18 protein-coding genes, 1 tRNA gene and 1 pseudogene are annotated in these 18,898 nt (G+C 62.1%); 12 read left to right on the top strand and 8 right to left on the bottom strand.

From position 1 onward, the window contains the following. Positions 1–4 precede the first annotated feature (4 nt). The 5 genes and pseudogenes from selA (at position 5) to FHW37_RS21085 (ending at position 4,674) form a co-directional block, all read left to right on the top strand. Positions 5–1,414: an L-seryl-tRNA(Sec) selenium transferase gene (gene selA / locus FHW37_RS21100; RefSeq protein ID WP_145639952.1), complete on the top strand. Its 1,410-nt coding sequence runs from the start codon at positions 5–7 to the stop codon at positions 1,412–1,414. After that, entirely contained in the window at positions 1,401–2,195 is a 795-nt protein-coding gene (locus FHW37_RS21095; RefSeq protein ID WP_145639951.1) for a tetratricopeptide repeat protein, read from the top strand. The genes selA and FHW37_RS21095 overlap by 14 nt, the downstream gene beginning before the upstream one ends. Then, positions 2,192–4,189: pseudogene (gene selB, locus FHW37_RS21090) on the top strand (selenocysteine-specific translation elongation factor); the annotation flags it as partial. The gene FHW37_RS21095 and the pseudogene selB, both read left to right, overlap by 4 nt. Beyond that, positions 4,151–4,246 (top strand) — tRNA-Sec (locus FHW37_RS33680). The pseudogene selB and the gene FHW37_RS33680, both read left to right, overlap by 39 nt. 29 nt (positions 4,247–4,275) lie before the next feature. Next, the gene (locus FHW37_RS21085; RefSeq protein ID WP_246690851.1) at positions 4,276–4,674 is read left to right on the top strand and encodes a hypothetical protein; all 399 of its coding nucleotides are present in this window, start codon (positions 4,276–4,278) and stop codon (positions 4,672–4,674) included. 165 nt (positions 4,675–4,839) lie between these two features. On the opposite strand, the gene FHW37_RS21080 is transcribed toward FHW37_RS21085, so the two are convergent. The 3 genes from FHW37_RS21080 to selD form a co-directional block, all read right to left on the bottom strand. Beyond that, the gene (locus FHW37_RS21080; RefSeq protein ID WP_145639946.1) at positions 4,840–5,910 is read right to left on the bottom strand and encodes a transglutaminase-like domain-containing protein; all 1,071 of its coding nucleotides are present in this window, start codon (positions 5,908–5,910) and stop codon (positions 4,840–4,842) included. A 99-nt stretch (positions 5,911–6,009) separates the two neighbouring features. Then, positions 6,010–6,390: a hypothetical protein gene (locus FHW37_RS34170; protein WP_145639944.1), complete on the bottom strand. Its 381-nt coding sequence runs from the start codon at positions 6,388–6,390 to the stop codon at positions 6,010–6,012. A 90-nt stretch (positions 6,391–6,480) separates the two neighbouring features. Further along, positions 6,481–7,530 carry a selenide, water dikinase SelD gene (selD, locus tag FHW37_RS21070; protein ID WP_145639942.1) on the bottom strand — a complete coding sequence of 350 codons (1,050 nt, stop codon included), beginning with the start codon at positions 7,528–7,530 and terminating at the stop codon, positions 6,481–6,483. A 355-nt stretch (positions 7,531–7,885) separates the two neighbouring features. Here selD and FHW37_RS21065 point away from each other — a divergent pair, with 355 nt between their 5' ends. The 4 genes from FHW37_RS21065 to FHW37_RS21050 all read left to right on the top strand — a co-directional run bounded on the left by FHW37_RS21065 (position 7,886) and on the right by FHW37_RS21050 (position 11,803). Then, positions 7,886–8,794 carry an AraC family transcriptional regulator gene (locus FHW37_RS21065; RefSeq protein ID WP_145639940.1) on the top strand — a complete coding sequence of 303 codons (909 nt, stop codon included), beginning with the start codon at positions 7,886–7,888 and terminating at the stop codon, positions 8,792–8,794. 120 nt (positions 8,795–8,914) lie between these two features. Further along, positions 8,915–9,787: a helix-turn-helix domain-containing protein gene (locus FHW37_RS21060; protein ID WP_246690850.1), complete on the top strand. Its 873-nt coding sequence runs from the start codon at positions 8,915–8,917 to the stop codon at positions 9,785–9,787. Positions 9,788–10,018: 231 nt separating this feature from the next. After that, positions 10,019–10,996, top strand: coding sequence for an alpha/beta fold hydrolase (locus tag FHW37_RS21055; protein WP_145639936.1), 978 nt, complete (start codon positions 10,019–10,021; stop codon positions 10,994–10,996). A 126-nt stretch (positions 10,997–11,122) separates the two neighbouring features. Then, positions 11,123–11,803, top strand: a complete 681-nt coding sequence (locus FHW37_RS21050; protein WP_145639934.1) for a YoaK family protein — start codon at positions 11,123–11,125, stop codon at positions 11,801–11,803. Positions 11,804–11,825: 22 nt separating this feature from the next. Here the strand turns inward: FHW37_RS21050 and FHW37_RS21045 are convergent, their stop codons facing one another. Next, complete coding sequence (locus FHW37_RS21045) at positions 11,826–12,752, bottom strand: helix-turn-helix domain-containing protein (protein WP_145639932.1); 927 nt, start codon at positions 12,750–12,752, stop codon at positions 11,826–11,828. A 271-nt stretch (positions 12,753–13,023) separates the two neighbouring features. On the opposite strand from FHW37_RS21045, the gene FHW37_RS21040 reads away from it, so the two are divergent. The 3 genes from FHW37_RS21040 (at position 13,024) to FHW37_RS21030 (ending at position 15,529) form a co-directional block, all read left to right on the top strand. Then, positions 13,024–13,626 (top strand): helix-turn-helix domain-containing protein, encoded by a 603-nt coding sequence (locus FHW37_RS21040; RefSeq protein WP_145639930.1) that lies wholly within the window; start codon positions 13,024–13,026, stop codon positions 13,624–13,626. 215 nt (positions 13,627–13,841) lie between these two features. Continuing rightward, on the top strand, positions 13,842–15,047 hold the full coding sequence (locus tag FHW37_RS21035; RefSeq protein WP_145639928.1) for an MFS transporter: 1,206 nt from the start codon (positions 13,842–13,844) through the stop codon (positions 15,045–15,047). 107 nt (positions 15,048–15,154) lie between these two features. Then, positions 15,155–15,529, top strand: coding sequence for a response regulator transcription factor (locus FHW37_RS21030; RefSeq protein WP_186458342.1), 375 nt, complete (start codon positions 15,155–15,157; stop codon positions 15,527–15,529). 12 nt (positions 15,530–15,541) lie between these two features. Here FHW37_RS21030 and FHW37_RS21025 read toward each other — a convergent pair whose 3' ends face one another. The 4 genes from FHW37_RS21025 to FHW37_RS21010 all read right to left on the bottom strand — a co-directional run bounded on the left by FHW37_RS21025 (position 15,542) and on the right by FHW37_RS21010 (position 18,889). After that, the gene (locus tag FHW37_RS21025) at positions 15,542–16,192 is read right to left on the bottom strand and encodes a response regulator transcription factor (RefSeq protein ID WP_246690849.1); all 651 of its coding nucleotides are present in this window, start codon (positions 16,190–16,192) and stop codon (positions 15,542–15,544) included. A 125-nt stretch (positions 16,193–16,317) separates the two neighbouring features. Continuing rightward, positions 16,318–17,322 carry an ABC transporter substrate-binding protein gene (locus FHW37_RS21020; protein WP_145639924.1) on the bottom strand — a complete coding sequence of 335 codons (1,005 nt, stop codon included), beginning with the start codon at positions 17,320–17,322 and terminating at the stop codon, positions 16,318–16,320. After that, positions 17,319–18,086, bottom strand: a complete 768-nt coding sequence (locus FHW37_RS21015) for an ABC transporter ATP-binding protein (RefSeq protein ID WP_145639922.1) — start codon at positions 18,084–18,086, stop codon at positions 17,319–17,321. The genes FHW37_RS21020 and FHW37_RS21015 overlap by 4 nt, the downstream gene beginning before the upstream one ends. After that, positions 18,083–18,889: an ABC transporter permease gene (locus FHW37_RS21010; RefSeq protein ID WP_145639920.1), complete on the bottom strand. Its 807-nt coding sequence runs from the start codon at positions 18,887–18,889 to the stop codon at positions 18,083–18,085. The genes FHW37_RS21015 and FHW37_RS21010 overlap by 4 nt, the downstream gene beginning before the upstream one ends. Positions 18,890–18,898: the final 9 nt, after the last annotated feature.

The following is an 18,898-nucleotide window of genomic DNA, read 5'->3' as shown; positions in this document are numbered from 1 at the left end:
GGCCATGGCGGGGCTTTCCGATCTGCGCGCTTTGCCTTCGGTCGACCAGATGCTGAAGGCGCCGGCCATGGCGGCGCTTCTCGACCGTCACGGTCGGGTCACCGTCACCGATGAGCTGCGGCAGACGCTGACGGAGATCCGCGAGGCGGTGAAGGCCGGCGGTTCCGTGCCTGACGAAGCGGGCGTTTTCGCCTCGCTGATGAGCCGGCTTGCCTATCGCGAAAAATCCAACCTGCGGCCGCTCTTCAACCTCACCGGCACGGTGTTGCACACCAATCTCGGCCGGGCGCTTCTCGCTGAAGAGGCGATCGCGGCGGCTGTCGATGCGATGCGTGATGCGGCGGCACTCGAATTCAACCTCGATACCGGCCGGCGCGGTGAGCGCGACAGCCATTTGCGGGAACTGCTCTGCGAACTGACCGGCGCCGAGGACGCAACCATCGTCAACAACAATGCCGGCGCGGTGCTGATCGCGCTCAATGCGGTCGGCACGATGGGGGCGGGGCGTCAGGCGATCGTGTCGCGTGGCGAGCTGATCGAGATCGGCGGCGCCTTTCGCATGCCCGACATCATGGAACGCGCCGGTGTGCAGCTGGTCGAGGTGGGTACGACAAACCGCACCCATCCCAGGGATTATATCAAGGCGATCGGGGCCGAGACGGCGCTGATCCTCAAGGTGCATACGTCGAACTATCGGATCGAGGGATTTACCACGGAGGTCAAGGGCGGCGAGCTTGCCCGCATCGCCCATGATTTCAACACGGTGCTGCTCAATGACCTCGGTTCCGGCACGCTGGTGGATCTGTCGAAATACGGGCTTGCCCGCGAACCGACCGTGCGCGAAGCGGTGGAGGAGGGGGCCGATCTCGTCACCTTTTCCGGCGACAAGCTGCTGGGCGGACCGCAGGCCGGTTTCATCGTTGGCCGCAAGGACCTGATCGCCGAGATCAACCGCAATCCGCTGAAACGGGCGCTGCGTGTCGACAAGATCCGCATCGCCGCGCTCGAGGCGACGCTGAAACTCTATCGCGATCCGGACAGGCTCGGCGCAAGGCTGCCGACGCTGCGCATGCTGTCGCGCCGCCAGGCCGAGATCCGCGAACAGGCGGAACGGCTGTTGCCGAAGGTAGCCGCCCTCTTGCAGCCGCAGGGCTGCACCGTGGAAATCTGCGCCTGCTCCAGCCAGATCGGCTCCGGCGCGCTGCCTGTCGATACGATCCCGAGTGCGGGCTTCAGGATTACCGCATCGGGTGGGGCAGCGCTGGAAGCGCTCGCCGCGCATTTCCGCTCCCTGCCACGGCCGATCCTGGGTCGTCTGCAGGATGGGGCGATGGTGCTTGATCTTCGCTGCCTTGCCGACGAAGAGGCATTTCTGAAAAGTCTTGCCGAAGGTTCGGGCCATGCGTTGGCTTGACCGCGTTCTCGGCCGTTCTTCCGAACCGGCGCTCGAAGCCGATCCCATGACGCAGGCCCTCGCTGCCGCCAATGCCGGTGACTATGAGCGGGCGCTGTCGATCTGGGAGCCGCTGGCACGGGCCGGCGTGGCGCGCGCGCAGAACAATATCGGCGCCTGTTTTGCCGAAGGGCTCGGCGTGCCGGTCGATCGCAGTCTGGCGCTGCAATGGCTGCGGCTGTCAGCCGAGGCCGGCGATCCAGTCGGCGAGCGCAACTATGCCGCCTTCCACATGCAGGATATCGAGGGTACGGATGCCGATTACGGCATCGCTGCCGATTTCTACCGCCGCGCGGCGGAAAAGGGCGATGGCCCGGCACAGGACATGCTGAGCTGGATGCTGATCGAAGGCGAGGTCATGCCGGCCGATCCGCTCGCCTCGCGCCAATGGGCGGAAAAGGCGGCGGGAGCCGGGATCGCGACCTCGATGACGCGGCTCGGCATGTTTTATCACAATGCCCATGGCGTCGAACGCGATGCTCAAAAGGCCGCCCATTGGTGGCAGCTCGCCGCCGAGAAGGGTGAGGCGGACGCACAGGCCATGCTTGGGGCAGCCCTGCATATGGGCTCCGGCGTCGAGAAGGATAGCATTGCTGCACTCGTCTGGCTGATCCGGGCGCAGGCAGGTGGCAGCGAGCTCGCAAAACCGTTCGTTGGGCCGGTGCGGGACAGCCTTTCCGCGGCCGACATCGCTGAGGCCGAACGCCGGGCGGCAGGCCCGCTGCCGGAGGCAAAATCATGATCATCGGCACGGCCGGCCATATCGACCACGGCAAGACGACGCTGGTAAAGGTTCTAACCGGCGTCGACACCGACCGGCTGAAGGAAGAAAAAGCCCGCGGCATCACGATCGAGCTCGGTTTCGCCTATGCGAAATTCGTCGGCGAGGCGGTGACCGGGTTTATCGACGTGCCGGGCCATGAGCGTTTCGTGCACACCATGCTCGCCGGTGCCGGCGGCATCGATTACGCGCTGATTGTGGTTGCCGCCGATGACGGCATCAAGCCGCAGACGCTGGAACATCTCGCCATTCTCGACCTGCTCGGCATTTCCCGCGGGGTTGTTGCGCTGACCAAGGCCGATCTCGCCGACGAGGCGCGGCGGCTGGAGGTTATGGCCGAAATAGAGGTGATGCTGGCGCCGACGGCGCTGGCCGGCGCAGAGATCATCCCGGTTTCGGCTGCGACCGGCGAGGGGATCGACGCGCTCAAAGAGCGCCTGGCTGATGCTGAGCGGGCGACCGACCGGCTCAGTTCTGCCGGGCGTTTCCGGCTGGCCGTCGATCGCTGTTTTACGCTGTCGGGTGCCGGTACGGTCGTCACCGGCACGGTGCTCTCCGGCTCGGTTTCGGTGGGTGATCAGGTGACCGTCTCGCCTTCAGGGCTTTCCGCCCGTATCCGTTCCATCCATGCCCAGAATCGACAGGCGGAGCGTGGTTTTGCCGGGCAGCGCTGTGCGCTCAATCTGGCTGGCGACGGTATTTCCAAGGATGCGATCGAGCGCGGCGACATGGTGCTCGATCCCGTCCTGCATGCACCGGCGGAGCGGATCGATGCCGAGCTTGCGGTTCTTTCGTCCGAGGCAAAACCGGTCGGCGAATGGTTTTCCGCCCGGCTGCATCATGCCAGCGCCGAAGTCGGCGTGCGGATCGTGCCGCTCGAAGATCCGGTCGCGCCCGGCAGCCGTGGACGGGTGCAGCTGGTGCTGGACAAGCCGATCGCGGCGGCCGTCGGCGACCGTTTCATCCTGCGCGATGTGTCGGCGCAAAGAACGATCGGCGGCGGCAAGTTTCTGGATCTGCGTGCACCATTGCGAAAACGCCGGACGCCGGAGCGGCTGGCGCAGCTTTCCGCCGCAAGTCTGCCGGATGCCGGTGAAGCCCTGGCCGCCGCACTCGAAATTTCACCATTCCTTGTCGATCTCGATGTTTTTGCGCGCGACCGGGCGCTTTCGGGGGACGAGTTGCAGGCTGCGGTCAGGGCCGCATCGGTGTCCGTTATCGAGGCTCCGTCCGCCCGCTTCGGCCTCTCTGCAACGCAGCGTCAAGCGTTTTCGCAGGATGTGCGGCGGGTCCTTTCGGGTTTTCATGGCGACAATACCGATCTTCAGGGCATCGGCCGCGAGCGCCTGCGCCTGCAGGTGACGCCGCGGCTTCCAGCGCCGGCCTTTCTAGTCGCGCTTCGTGCCGAGCAGGCAGCGGGGGCGGTGGTTCTGGAAGGTGCCTTCGTGCGGTTGCCCGGCCATGAGGTTCGGCTGAACGAGCGCGAAGAAGCACTGTTTGCCCGCATCCTGCCGCATCTTGAAGGCGAAGAGCGGTTCCGCCCACCGCGGGTGCGCGACTTTGCCGAGATGTTCGGCATCGACGAGCGGGAAATCCGGGCGGTTCTAAAACTCTCTGCCCGGCTCGGCCGCGTCGATCAGATCCGCCACGACCATTTTTTCCTGCGCGACACGACGGCCGAGATGGTGGAGATCATCCGCGATGTCGCGGCCAGGGCGGAAAACGGGGAATTTGTCGCCGGTCTCTTTCGCGACCGGGTCAACAACGGTAGAAAGGTGGCGATCGAAATTCTCGAATTTTTCGATCGTCAGGGTGTAACGCTGAGGCGCGGTGATATCCGCCGGGTCAACCCGCACAGGCTCGATCTTTATGGCGGGCCTGGTTCATTTTCCGGTTCCGCTCCAGGCGCCGGTCAAGGAAGAGAGTCGTCCCCGGTGGGGCGTCCGGACTTCAAATCCGGGTGGGGCAGCGAGGCTGTCTTGGGTGGGTTCGACTCCCATTCTCTTCCGCCAAATCCTTCTCCTCCAGACGGAGAGCATTCTTGATCGCTCAAATTCCCAAAACCAAGCCGCAGGATACGGATTTCGACGACTGGGTCGTCGCGACCTATGAGGATGTCGGCTCCTTCACCATGCTGTTCGTGCTGGTCTCGATTGGTGAGACGAAAGTGGAGATGCTGCGTTCCGCCTATCTGCATGTCGTCGGCGACGAATTGCGCTGGCCGGATATGGTCGCGCTGTTTGCCGGTGCGCGCGTGCCGTGGTCGGGCGCTGTGTTTTATCGGGCAGGGCGGGAAGGTCTGGTCGAGGATGGCGAGGCGAAGGCGCGGCTTGCGGCACTGGTGCGCAAGCTGCATGAGGATCGGTCGTTGATCCGCGATGGTGAGTTTTTCAATGCGGACGGGTTGCGGCTGTCGATCGAGGAGATCAGGCCGCATTGAGTTTTTTGGGGGGGCTTTGCCCCTCATCCGCCTGCCGGCACCTTCTCCCCGTTCTGACGGGGAGAAGGAAACGCGCGGCACCCTCCCTGCCTCAATCGGGGCAAGTCCCCTCTCCCCGTCTAAACGGGGAGAGGGCTAGGGTGAGGGGCAAATGCAGCCCTCTGATCAGGCCGTCACTTCCTTCGACGAAATCGCATAAGCAAAGGTCTGCGGGTTGAGGCAGTCCAGTTCGCCGCGCGAGGTCATTGCAGCCGGGTACATCAGAAAGCCCTGGGAGAGTGTGCCGCCGGGCAGGGTGAGGTCGCGGGCCGAATTGTAACCGACCCAGTTCATTTCCCAGTTGCCATAGGCCTTTTCGCGGAAAGCCTTGACCGCATCATTGTCGAGGGCAAGGTTTTCCTCCAGCACGACCTTGCGGACGTCGGCCGGGTCGACGGCCATCCAGCCCTTGCCTTCGAGATAGACCTCGGCGCGGCAGTGCTGGGCCTTGGTGATATCGCCGGAGCGGCCGAGGCTCTTGAAATCGGCACTATCGGCAACGCGGATGCCGAAGACGTCACGCGAGGGCAGGCCGGCAGAGCGGGCAAGCGCCACGAAGAGGCTGGAAATATCGGCGCATTTGCCGCCGAAATAACCGCTTTCTAGCATGTCCTTGACATTGCCGACGCCGCAGCCGGCGACCTTGGCGTCGCGGAACGTGTTGTCGATCACCCAATCATAGATAGCGCGCACCTTGTCTTCCGGCTTGTCGCGGCCGGCGACGATTTTCATCGCCGTGTCCTTGACGATGCCGTCGATCGGCATGCTCGGCGTGCCCTTGAGTTCGTGGGCCAGTTCTTCCGGCGTGGCAGTGACGATGATTTTGGGATCGCGATTGCGGGTCATGACGCGCTGGGTGACTTCCACCACGCGCTGGGCCTGATCGGACCAGGTGACATGGGCGATGTTCGCGCCGGAGGCAGCGTCGATCTCGATCTTGATATCGGCGTCGGCGGAAACGAAACGCGGTGCTTCTGCCTTCTGGTATTCGCCGGCCGACTGGATCAGCGGAAGCCAGAGATCGGCGCGGCCTTCGCTGCGCTGCAGGTCGACCTTGGTCGTGACATCGAAGCTGCGCCATCCTGCCGTGCCTGCCGCGGTGCCGTCCGCTCGCGCCGCTCGAATGCCCTGTGAAAGACAGGTCGTTGCCAGGGTGGCAGTGGCGGCGGTCGTGAGGAATTGGCGACGGTTGAACATGGTGCAGGCTCCTAAAATGCAGGCTCGGATTAATCCGTCCGGATTACATTCGCTTTGCCGCTTTTAGAACCGGAAAATGATCGACGATCACAAATTTGATCAGCAGGAGGGAGGCGGGGCCGAGGCGGGCAGTTCCAGCGCCAGATCAAGGCCGCGCGCCGTTGGCGGCTGCCAGGTCGTGGAATGCTCCGTGGCGCCCTGCGGGTTGGTGCCGATATGGGCGCCGCCCGTTCCGCCGGTCCAACCGGTCGAGCCCGCATTGCCGGGTGCCGTGCCATCGGCGCTCGTCCTGTCCGGCTGGGTCGCGGGCTCTGCCTTGTTCGCCGCCGCATTCGTCTGGGCGGCCTGGCAGTTCTGCTTTGTCGATGCCGGTGTCTGGGCAAGCGCAGGTCCGGCGGCGGAAACCGCCAGGCTGCAGAGCGAAGCCGCGATCACCGCGGATGAGATCGTAATCGAAAAGCGGGATGGAAAATGGCGCATGACATGCTCCTCTTTTCAGCCGATAACGATCACAAACTGGGGTTGTTCCCGGTGCATCGAGGGCAAAAGCTCATCAGAGCGCCTTTCCGTTCAACCGACCACGACGATCCCTGCCTGTCCTTCCTTTGCCTTGCCGATCACGGTCGCGAGCGGATAACCGGCCGCGCGGATCTTTTCGACCAGCGCTTCCGACTTCTCAGGTGCGCAGGCGACGAGCAGGCCGCCGGAGGTCTGCGGGTCGGCGAGCAGCATTTTCTGCCATTCCGGCATGTTTTCCGGCAATGCGATATCCGCGCCATAACTTGCCCAGTTGCGGTGCGAGGCGCCGGTGATGAAATTCTGTTCGGCCAGGGTTTCCGCATGGGTGAGAAAGGGCAGGGCGGTAAGCGAGAGTTCCAGCGAGAGGTTTGACGCGCGGGCCATTTCGAGACCATGGCCCAAAATGCCGAAACCGGTAACGTCGGTCAGGGCATGCACGTCCGGATCGGCGGAAAGCTCGGTGCCGACCTTGTTGAGAAGCGTCGTCGAGGCAACCATTTCCTCGTAAGCGCCGTCCGGCAGGGCATTTTTCTTGATCGCCGAGGAATAGATGCCGATGCCGAGGCCCTTGGTCAGGATCAGCGCGTCGCCGGGTCTTGCGCCGCCATTACGGCGGACCTGTTCGGGGCGACAGATGCCGATGACCGCAAGACCGTAGATCGGCTCGACGGAATCGATCGAATGGCCGCCGGCGACGGGAATGCCGGCCTCGGCGCAGACCGAGGCGCCGCCTTCCAGAACCTTGGCGATCTTTTCCGGCGCGAGCTTGTTGATCGGCATGCCGAGAATGGCGAGCGCCAGGATCGGCTTTCCGCCCATGGCATAGATGTCGGAAATGGCGTTGGTCGCGGCGATACGGCCGAAATCGTAAGGGTCGTCGACCATCGGCATGAAGAAATCGGTGGTGGCGATGATGCAGGTATTCTCGTCCACCTGCCAGACCGCCGCATCGTCGGCCATTTCATTGCCGACCAGAAGCTGGGCGAAAGGTTGGGCGGCTGGCTGGCCGGCGAGCAAGGATTGCAGAACGGCAGGGGCGAGCTTGCAGCCGCAGCCGCCGCCATGGGCGAGTTCTGTCAGGCGGGGAACGGACATATCCATGATGACCTCCGGGGGAAGAATAGGAGTGTCACTCAGCACTTTGGGTTTGCAAGTGCAAGCTCTGATGATGGGCGAGAACAATCTTGTGATCCTGCGCGGCTGCCGAGGTTTCGCAACGGCCTTGGGCCAGACAGCCCGAGAAACTGCGCTTTCCTACAAGAAAGGCGCCCTTGCAATCGGGTAGGGTTGCCGCAGCTGAAAGACTTCCGCGCCGGTGCCAGATCCTCGCGCATCGCGCCTTGTGCAAACTGCCCCGGCATTGCGTGCCCATGCCGGCTGAACTATGGTGCGGGCAGGGCCCGGCTTTGACTGCGACCATTGAAATGCAATCAGGCATGCCAGCTGGGAGGTGTCTTTGGAGTCGATTTGCCCGGAAGCGGGCGCGGTGGGGCGGTATTTCGGTACGCCTCAGGCCGACTGTCTGACGACGATCCCGGTTCGCTCCGCCCCGTTTTCGGTAACCCGGATCACGCGTGATGTCGTAGATGGCGATGTCTTTCGTGTCGAGCTTCCCGCCCAGCCGGCCTATTTCCTGATGCTTTATGTCGAGGATACGGTCCATTCCGACACGCTGGCGGATGGAACCGAGACGCCGCTTCGTCGCTATGAGCGCGGCTCCGTCTGCCTGGTCGACATGCAGGACGGTGCCTGCATCACGCTTTACAGCTCGCTGAAGGCGCTTGGCTTCGTGCTGCCGCGGCAGTTGCTGGACGAGGTGGCGGACATGTCGCTTCTGACGCGGCCGAACCGCCTGCGCTGTCGTCGCGCCTGGCCGGACGAGGTCATGGGCAATCTCGGCATGGCGATGGCGCCTCTGTTCGATGCGCCGTCGGCCAGCCCGCCATCGCTTCTGCGCCATATCGCGCTGGCCGTCTGCGCCCATCTTCTGCACGATTATGGTGACGAGACGATGCGCAATGGCGTGTCGGACAGCGCCCTGTCGATCCAGCAGGAAAAGAGCGCCAAGGAATTCATGCTTGCCAATATGGCGGGCGATATTTCCGTCGCCGAGATCGCGGCGGCGGCCGGCCTCTCGGCCAATCACTTCTCCGAGCAGTTCAAGCGCGCGACGGGGCTCACACCCTATCAATGGCTGACCCGGATGCGGATCGATCAGGCCAAGGATTTTTTGCGTTCGCGCCGGCTGGCCTTGCCGTTGATTGCCGATCGCTGCGGATTTACCGACCAGAGCCATTTTACCAAGGTCTTTTCCCGCGAGACCGGAATGACCCCGGCGGCCTGGCGGGCTGTCCATCTTCAATAGTCCCCGCCTTCATAGCAGCTTGTGCACTTTGCGAAAAAAATCCGGTGCATTTTACCATTGGCCGTTCTATAGTCCCGGTGCTGGCCTTGTTCGAACGTGTTAGAGACCGTGCTCATGGACATGTCCTCTTCAGATTTTGCAGAACGTCCGGTCGGGCCACATATCTCGTCCGTACGGATGTCCGCGATCACGGTGACCCGCATGCGGTCGGAGCGCGAGGATCTGCCGATCGCGCCGCCGAATGCGCCGGACGAAGCCTTTTACGTCATCACCCAATTGGCCGACATGCGGCATCATCGTCTGTGGCGGGGCGGCAATCTCGTTTATGACGGTGGTCATACCCGCGGTGCGCTGGCGATTACCGATCTTCGCGAAGAATGGCAGTGCCAGCATCTTTCGGCCTTCGACAATGTCCGTTTCCAGATCCCGTTTGCGCATATCCGTGCCTTTGCGCTGGAGATCGGCCGGCCGGAGTTTACCGGCCTGAATTGCCCGGCCGGCACGCGGGACGATGTGGTGCTGGGGTTGACCCAGGCCCTGTTGCCGGCGCTCGATGATCCGAATGCCAGCAGCCGCCTCTTTCTCGAACAGGTGACGCTGGCAATCCTCACGCACCTGACCCAGACCTATGGCGGGATCTATCTTTCCGGGCCGCGCAAGGGCGTGCTTGCGCCGTGGCAGGAAAAGCGGGCGACCGAGTTTCTCGCCGCCCATATCAATGTCGATTTCTCGATCGCCCAGCTTGCCGAGAAATGTGATCTTTCGCGCAGCTATTTCATCAAGGCTTTCCGGGCGACTTTCGGGCGCACGCCCTATCGATGGCTACTCGAATATCGGGTCGCGCGGGCCAAGGATCTGCTCCTGTCGCAGATGCCGATCGCCGAAGTTGCCGTCGCCTGCGGTTTTGCCGACCAGAGCCATATGACCCGCGTCTTTTCCGATATTGCCGGCGAACCGCCGGGCAATTGGCGGCGTCTTAACCGCCTGCAGTAAAGCCGTTTTGCCTTATCCTGATCCTCGCAAAGCGCGTGGAGGGCTTTTTGCGTCCGCCTGTTTCGCGTAAGTATTCCCTTACGTTCCTGCCTTTGTTTGATCGGTGATCGCAAAAGGTCTCAAACGTCCAAAACGCGGCAAGATCGAACAAGAAGTTTGCCGACGATCTCCTTACGTCTTTAGCCCCAAGACAGCCCGACCCGGGCGACCGTTCTTTCATCGGGGGCAACCATGTCAGACGAGTTCAACATTCCTCTCTCGCGCCGGCATACGCTGATTGCCGGTGCTGCACTGTCGGCTGCGACGGCGATCCCATCCTTCGCCTTTGCCGCGTCCACTTCCGCCAAACCCAAAGGAAACACAGAAATGACCGAGAGCTTTGTAAAGACCAAGGACGGCGTCGAAATTTTCTACAAGGACTGGGGTCCGAAGGACGCACAGCCGATCGTTTTCCATCATGGCTGGCCGCTGTCGTCCGACGACTGGGATGCCCAGATGCTGTTTTTCCTCGCAAACGGCTATCGCGTCATCGCCCATGACCGCCGTGGTCACGGCCGCTCGGCGCAGGTTTCGGATGGTCATGACATGGATCATTACGCCGCCGACGCTTCTGCCGTCTACGAGCACCTCAACCTGAAGAATGCCGTCCATATCGGCCACTCGACCGGCGGCGGCGAAGTCGCCCGTTATGTCGCCAAGTTCGGTGAGCCGCAGGGCCGCGTCGCCAAGGCCGTTCTGGTTTCGGCCGTTCCGCCGATCATGGTCAAGACCGCCTCCAATCCGGGCGGCCTGCCGATCGAAGTGTTCGATGGCCTGCGCAAGGCGCTTGCCGATAACCGCGCCCAGTTCTTCCTCGACCTGCCGACCGGCCCGTTCTACGGCTTCAACCGTCCGGGTGCGAAGATTTCCCAGGGTGTCATCCAGAATTGGTGGCGTCAGGGCATGATGGGCAGCGCCAAGGCCCATTATGAAGGCATCAAGGCTTTCTCTGAAACCGACCAGACGGAAGACCTGAAGAAGATCACCGTTCCGGTTCTCGTCATGCATGGCGACGATGACCAGATCGTTCCGATCGACGATGCGGGCCGTCTGTCCGTCAAGCTCGTCAAGAACGGCACGCTCAAGGTTTATCCGGGCTATCCGCACGGCATGCTGACCACGCATGCGGATGTTCTCAATCCCGATCTGCTGGCTTTCGTGAAGGCCTGATCGAACCCGCGAAGGGGCTTTAAGCTCCTCCTCCCAAGCCTACCACCGCGCCAGACGCGGTGGTAGGTTTTTGCAATTCGGCCGTCCTGTCGGCTGCAATACCCATCTCGATAAGGGCCCATATCGATGAAAAACATTCCGCTCGCCGTGCTGCTTGCCCTCAATGCCGGTTATGTCGACACGAGCGGCTTTCTGGCGCTGCAAGGTCTCTTCACCGCGCATGTCACTGGTAACTTCGTGACGCTCGGCGCCACCGTCGCGCTCGGCACGGCCGGTGGCCTTGCGAAGATTCTGGCTCTGCCGGTCTTCTGTCTCGTCGTTTTCCTGAGCCGTCTCACCGGGATATTTCTGCAGAGCCGGAACTGGCCCGTTCTGCGGCCGTTGCTGGTGGCAAAGCTCGTTCTGCTGATCGGTGCTGCGGTTCTTGCGGTGACGCACGGTCCGTTCGATGACGGCAATGCGCTTGCGACCGTCGTCATGGGCATGATCCTGGTGACCGCGATGGCGATCCAGAATGCGCTGCACCGGCTGCATCTGGGCAAATCCCCGCCCTCGACGCTGATGACCGGCACAACGACGCAGATCATGATCGATCTCGCCGAAATCGTCTCGGGCAGCAAACCGGAAGAAAAGGCGGCGTCCTCCGCCCGGATCAAAAAGATGCTGGTGAGTGTCGTGGCTTTCGCCGCCGGCTGTGCCCTGTCGGCCGGGGCCTTTATCGAGGCATCGGTATGGTGCTTCGTCGTGCCGCCGGTTTTCGCGCTGCTTGCGCTCGTTGCAAAGACTGCGACGCCGGAAGGCGACTGAGTGAACTTAAGGGCCAGTTAACTCAGGACCGGCTGGCGCGTTGCCAGTCGGCGGGGCCAAGGCCCGTCGCATTACGGAAGGCCTGCTCGAATTCGATGAGATCGGCAAAACCGCAGGCCTTGCCGACCGCAACCGGCGACAGGCCGGCTCTTCCGAGCAGGCTCTGGGCCTTCTCGATCATTCGCCGGGTTGCCCAGCGATGCGGCGTCATGCCCACCGTTTCGCGGAATGCTTCGATGAAGGCGCGGCCGGACATGCCGGTCTCGCCGGCAAGCGTTTCGATGCCGGTCCCGCAGGGCGATGCGTCGAGTATTTCCTTGGAGCGGGTTTCCTGTCTTTCCGAAAGCCGGCGGCGGCGGTCCGTGCTGCCGAAGCGGCCGTTTCCATAATGATGGACGAGGTGGATTGCGACGGCCGTGCAAAGCTCGTCGGCCAGCAGCGTATTGTGCGGGGCAACCTTGTAGCCGGCCTTCGGCACCATCGTCGAAAACAGCGAGCGGACCAGCCCGCCAAGGAGTGGGTCTACCTCGGCAACTGTCTGCCGCAGTTCCGTGACGCCCCTTGCATCGGCTTCTTCAGCCATGATGTCGAGCGACGCAGTCGAGACCTCCATCAGGATGAAGTCGAAACTGCCCTGCAGGTCTGCCTTGTAGTCTTCGTCGAAGCGCCACAGGTAGACGCTGTTCGCATCGAATTCGTGAAGGCGGGAATGGTGCTGCGAAAAGATCCGCCGATGGTGATCGCCGGCAAGCGAGATACCGGCGAGAAAACCGCGATCCGAGGCAGGCGTTTCGACCAGGCCCGGCGCGCCGGCGCGTGATCCCTTGCGAAAGAAATCGATATGGCCGCCGGCAATATGCGCATCGTCGGCCAAGCCGTGATGCTGGCATCCGAAGGCATCGCGACCGGCGCCGTTACCGGGTTGAAAGCCGAAGCTACTGGGCTGCATGCCACTTCTCCCCTGATCGACGCGGTCCGACCCGAGATGGCCGGAAATCGAGGAAAGATTTAGCGCATGGAGCTTCTGCAAGGCAAATCACCCTGGGTTGTTGCAATGCAGGTTCTCTCGCGATGCTCGGGCGTCCTGGCAACTATACGCAAGTATGAGAGGCTCAGCCTGATGGGTGTAGCAGGACGATATCAGTACAATATCGAGAAGACCGCGAACCGCTCATTATCTCCCTGCAAACACGCTTTGATCATTCAACAGGAGATAAACGATGCCCGCCAGCGCCGCAGTTCTCAATAGTCATTCTTCCCGCATCGACATCAGCCTCATGACCGGCGAGGCTTCCAGCGAAGTCTCGCGCCTGCTTCTTCGCGCCATCAATTCCGTCGAACGTGACGAGGCCGCCACGATCGACTTCGTCCGCAAGGCATCGACGCTGCTGCGTCCGGCTACCTTTACCGAAGCTGCCCCGGTTGCCGAACGTGCGCCGACCGGTGGGCTTGCCCCCTGGCAGGCCAAGCGGATCAAGCTCTTCATCGAGGAACACATCTCGCATTCCATCTCGCTCGATGAACTGGCGCGGCTGGTAAAGCTGAGCACCAGCTATTTTTCCGCGGCCTTCAAGGTGAGCTTCGGCACATCGCCGCACAATTACATCATCCTGCAGCGTATCGACTTCGCCAAGCAGCGCATGCTCAGCAGCAATGCACCGCTTTGCGAAATCGCGCTCGATTGCGGGCTCTCCGACCAGGCACATCTTTCCCGCCTGTTCCGCCGCGTCACCGGCACGACCCCGAGCGCCTGGCGCCGCTATCTTGCCAAGCCGGATGCCGTTGGCGTATCAACCCTGCCGGCTCTCAGCCATGCCATCTGATCCGAGCGTCGGGGTCGAGGATCGAATGTTTCCGTTCCGTGAACAGAGCATTCTTTCAAGCCTCCGTTCCGAACCATGGTGGCAGTGCCCATTTCTATCACCACAACAATCACGACGGCGGGCGCCTGAAAGGTTCGCCGTATTTCCACCGTTCCCAAAGGGTCTGGCAAGCAAGCCGGTCATGCGGGTTTCGGCTTGAGCGGAGCATAATTGCAATGTCGCGCCTTGTTCTTGGCCGAAAGGCCAGTTTTCTGACGGCCAATGCGGTCGTCGCCCATACGATCTGGACAAGTGCCGCGCCTGTTCTGACCTATCCGCTCTATGCCAGACAATGGCAGCTGACGACCTTCGATACGACGGCAATCTTTGCCGTCTACCCCGTCTTCGTGGTTCTTGTGCTGGTGCTGTTCGGCAATGTTTCCGATTATATCGGCCGTCGCGCGACGATGCTGATGGGGCTTGCCGCATCCATGATCGGTGTTGTGATCTTTGCGATTGCGCCCAATCTCAGCTGGATTTTCATCGGGCGCGCCTTCATGGGGATCGGTGTCGGTCTTTCTGCCGGCCCATCGGCTGCGGCAGTCGTCGAGTTCAGTGCGCCGGGCAAGGGCGAAACGGCGGGGCGGGCAACGGCTGCGTCCCAGGCGATCGGGCTTACGGCCGCAGCGATCGTCGGCGGTGCGGCGATCGAATACCTGCCCTGGCCGACACGGCTGAATTTCGTGATCCTCGCCTTTGTTCTGGTCGGATTGTTCGCGGCCACCTGGCTTCTGCCCAATCATACGGCATCCCGGCCTAAGGGGCGTTGGTCTCCGAAAGTGCCGTCCATTCCGAATGGCGTGTTCGCCACTTTCGTTACGGCCACTGCTGCGGTCACGGCCGCCTATTCGCTCGGTGCCATGACGCTTTCGCTCGGGGCGCAGGTTGCGCGTGATGTGGTCGCGTCTTCCAATGCGCTGGTCAATGGCGGCACAATTGCGCTGTTTGCGATTGTTTCCGGGGTCGCGGCGATCCTGGCGCGCAATCATTCGCCGACGCGGGTGATGGTCGTTGGAGCGGCAGCGGCCATTGTCTCGTCCGCCTTGCTTTCGGTCGCGAGCCTCTTCCACTCGCTGGCACTCTACACGGTGGCGCAGGCCGGTTCCGGCGCTGCGTACAGCCCGCTTTTGTTGTCGGGATTGTCGCTGATCACGACCGCGGCGCCCGTGACCCATCGTGGCGCAACGCTGTCGGCCCTGTTTCTCGTCGCCTATCTGGCGCAGGCGACCGTGGCGCTTTCACTCGGGCGGATCGCGACCGTTTCCGGACTGCCGACAACGATCGATATCGGTGTCGCGCTGGTTTCGGCCCTGGCGATGATTGCCCTTCTGCTCGATACGGTGCGCCGCAAGGCGATGAAAGCCACAGGGCGCGCAGGCTGACCGGCCTGCCGCCAAACCGAACATACCTATGGATGATTGAAGAAAAGCGCGGCGGTTCGTAATTGCTTGAGACAGGCATCAAGGAACGGTGCATGAAGGAGACCGGGATGCCATCAACACAGATTATCGGCATCGTAGACGACGACGAAGACCTGCCGGCTGCATTGAGCAGTCTGGTGCGTTCGCTGGGGTATGGCGCCGAATGCTTCAGCTCGGCATCAGCGCTTCTGGCGCGCAAGGATCTCGACACGTTTTCCTGCGTGATCAGCGATATCCATATGCCCGTGATGGACGGAATCGCGCTTGCTCAGAAGCTGGGCGAGATCGCAGCCGACCTGCCGGTCATCCTGATGACCGGGCGCAATGAAGAAGGTCTCGAACGGAAGGCCTATGCCGCCGGCGCGATCTGTTTCATGCCGAAGCCGTTCAGCTTCGACGATCTCAGCCGTAGCCTCGACAAGGCGCTGGCGGCAAAGGGCTGAACCTTCGGCCGCTCAGACCTGCCCGGCAGTCTCGTGGATCTTCAGAAGTTCGGCCATCTTGACGAGATCGGCCAGTGACCGGGCTTCCATCTTGCGCATGGCCGAGCCGCGGTGGATCTTTACGGTGACTTCACTCAGCGACAACTTTCCGGCGACCTGCTTGTTCATGAGGCCCGTCGTCACAAGTTCCATGACCTGTTTTTCGCGCGGGCTGAGGTCGTTGTAACGGGCCTTGAGGGCTGAGAGCTCCCCGTCGCCCTCGCGCCGCTGGCGGTCGATTTCGAGCGCCGAGGAGACGGCGTCGAGCATGTCCTGATCGCGGAACGGCTTTGCCAGAAAATCGACGGCGCCAGCCTTCATCGCCCTGACGGTCATGGGAATATCGCCATGACCGGTCATCAGCACGATCGGGATGGTGGAGCCGTTTCTGGTCAGCTGGTCCTGGAAATCGAGCCCGCTCAGGCCCGGAAGCCTGACATCGACGACGATGCAGCTTGTCGTATCCGGCCGCTTGGCATCGAGGAATTCGCGCGCAGAACCATATTGCGCCGATTTCATTCCGACCGAACGGAACAGGCTGTCGAGCGACAGGCGAATGTCCTGATCGTCGTCGATAATATATACAAGCGGCCCTTCGCTCATGTCCCCAACTGTACCGATCATGGCCGCCCGAAATGAAGGAGCGGCCTGTCCCCGTTTTTATGTTCCCGCCTTAGCATCGCGTATCAGGCACCGCCATCATGGCGCGGTGCAAAAGGCGAGTAATAGTCAAGAAACGAGACTTTTTATCAAAGGTCAACGAAGCGGGCTGAAATGTCGGGCTTTTTCTGGAGCACGGCGCCGCTGCCATCTTTCAGGATTTTCGCGTCGAACAGATAGTCGGCAATCGCCGTCATTTTCTTTGCGTCGATCTTGCCCGCGTCGCCAGCGGGGCTGCGGAAATAATGCCCATCGATCAGGGCCTGCAACGAGGCGCGTATCAGTTTGCGATCGGTCAGCGCATCGCTATTGGCTGATATCAGCATGTCGGTCGCTTCATCGGGATGGTCGACGGCGAAATCATAGCCTTTCCGAGTGGCGGAGACGAAGGCGCGGGCCTTTTCAGGGTTTTTGGAGAGAAAGGCGCTGCTCGAGCCGATCAACGTCGTATGTTCATCGGGCACGCCGAAATCGGCATAACGGAAGGCGCGCTGTTTCACGCCGTCCAGCTCTGCCTTGACGCCTTCCCAGGTATAGACTTCCAGCGTGAAATCGACGGCGCCGCTATCCAGCGCCTGATAGGCGGATGTGCCGAGCGTCACCGTCTCGAACTTTCCCTCGCCGCCATCATTGCGGATGATCGAGGAGAGGAGGGCGTTTTCCCAGGCCGAGCCGAAGCCGCCATAGGTCTTGCCGTCAAGATCCTTGGGGCGCTGGATATCCTTGCGATCATCCTTGAAGACGACGCGGCCGGTCTCCGTCTGGACGACCGCATAGGCGGCCACCAGATCGGCGCCGGCGCTTGCCTGGGTCAGAAGGCCGATCGAGCCCATGATGCCAAAATCGGCGACATGATTGGCGACCAGCGTCGAGGCAGACGTATCCGTATAGGGCAGGATCTCGAGATCGATGCCGGCTTCGCGGTAAAAGCCTTTGTCGCGGGCGATGAAGAGGCCGATATGATTGGTATTGGGCGTCCAGTCGAGCGCGACGGAGACTTTCTTGCCATCTTGAGCCCGCACCGGGAGTGCCGGAATGGCGATCGCGGCAAGGGCTGCCAGCGAAGCGCGGCGGGTGAGCATCATTCGTGTCATGGCAGGGTTCCTCCGGTAGGGTCGAACAGGGTTTCGAGAATGGCGTTTTCGATCTCGGTGGCCGCCGCTCGGGAAACGGCGTCGCGGCCGCGGGGCCGGGAAAGCGGGATGTCGAATGTGCGGACGATTTTTGCCGGGCGCGGGGAGAGCACGTAGATCCGGTCGGAGAGATAGACCGCCTCGCGCACGTCATGGGTGACGAGCATCGCCGTCCAGCGGTGTTTCAGCCACATGGTTTCGAGCCAGGTCTGCATGCGGGTGCGGGTCAGCGCATCGAGCGCGCTGAAGGGTTCGTCGAGCAGAAGCATCTTTCGCTGCTGGACGACGGTGCGCAGCAGAGCGGCGCGCTGACGCATGCCGCCGGAAAGCGCCGAAGGGTAATTGTTTTCGAAACCGGCAAGTCCGAACTCATCGATCAGGGCGCCGACCTGCTCGCGTGCTTCGCGACGCTTGATGCCCTGTACTTCGAGGCCGAGCGTCACATTGTCGATGATTTTTCGCCAGGGCATCAGCGCGTCGCGCTGCGGCATGAAAGCGAAGGGGTTCTGGCGCTTGCCAAGCGGTTCGCCGTCGAAGGCCATCGTGCCGCTCGCCGGTTTCACCGTGTCGGTCAGCAGCGAAAAGATCGTCGACTTGCCGGCGCCCGATGGACCGAGGATGGAGACGAATTCGCCTGGCTGGACCGTGAGCGAGATATCTTCGAGGACGTCGAGATCGCCGTAGCGACAGGCGATGTGATCGAGTGTTAAGCGCGGTATGGTCATTGTCCGCCTTCCGGAGGCTTTTCCGCCCAGGGCATGACGAGGCGCTGGATCAGCAAAGTCGCGCCGAACAGGAGAAGCGTCAGTACGGAACTGACGAAGACGGCAGCGAGCACGAGGTCGGGGCGGAAATTGTTCTTGGCGTTGAGGATGTAGATGCCGAGCCCTTTGGCGGCGCCGGCATATTCGGCAAAGATCGCCCCGACCACGGCATAGGTGATCGAGATACGCAGGCCGGCGAAGAAATAGGGCAGGGCCGAGGGCAGACGGGCAAGGCGAAACCGCATCCAGCGCGAGGCGCCCATGGTCTGCAGCAGGCGTTCGATTTCGCGATCGGTTGCCGCATAACCTTCCGCCAGCGCCACCAGCATCGGAAAGAAGGTGACCAGCGCCACGAGCAGGATTTTCGGTAAAAGCCCGAAACCGAACCAGAGCACGATCAGAGGTGCGATCGCCACCAGCGGCAGGGTCTGGCTGATGATGAAGATCGGAAACAACGCCCGCCGCAGGGGTTTGAAGAAATCGACGAGGATGGACAGGACAAAGGCGGCAGCCAGCGACAGGGCGAAGCCGGAAAGCGTTGCGCGCAGGGTCGGCAAGGCATTGTCGAACAGCGCTTGGCGGTATTGCCAGGTCTGGGAAAGGACCAGCGACGGGGAGGGAAGCGTGGTCGGCGAAATGCCCGAAAGCCGGACATAGACCTCCCAGGCCGCAAACAGGGCGGCAAGCGCCAAAAATGCGGGCAGGATTTTACAAAGCTGCTGGCGAAGCGGCGCATGCCGCTCTGCCGTCACGCGCGACGTCATCTGATCGTC

The sequence above is a fragment of the Neorhizobium alkalisoli genome (assembly GCF_007829835.1).
GTDB lineage: Bacteria > Pseudomonadota > Alphaproteobacteria > Rhizobiales > Rhizobiaceae > Neorhizobium.
This window is presented reverse-complemented; position numbering and strand designations above follow the sequence as displayed.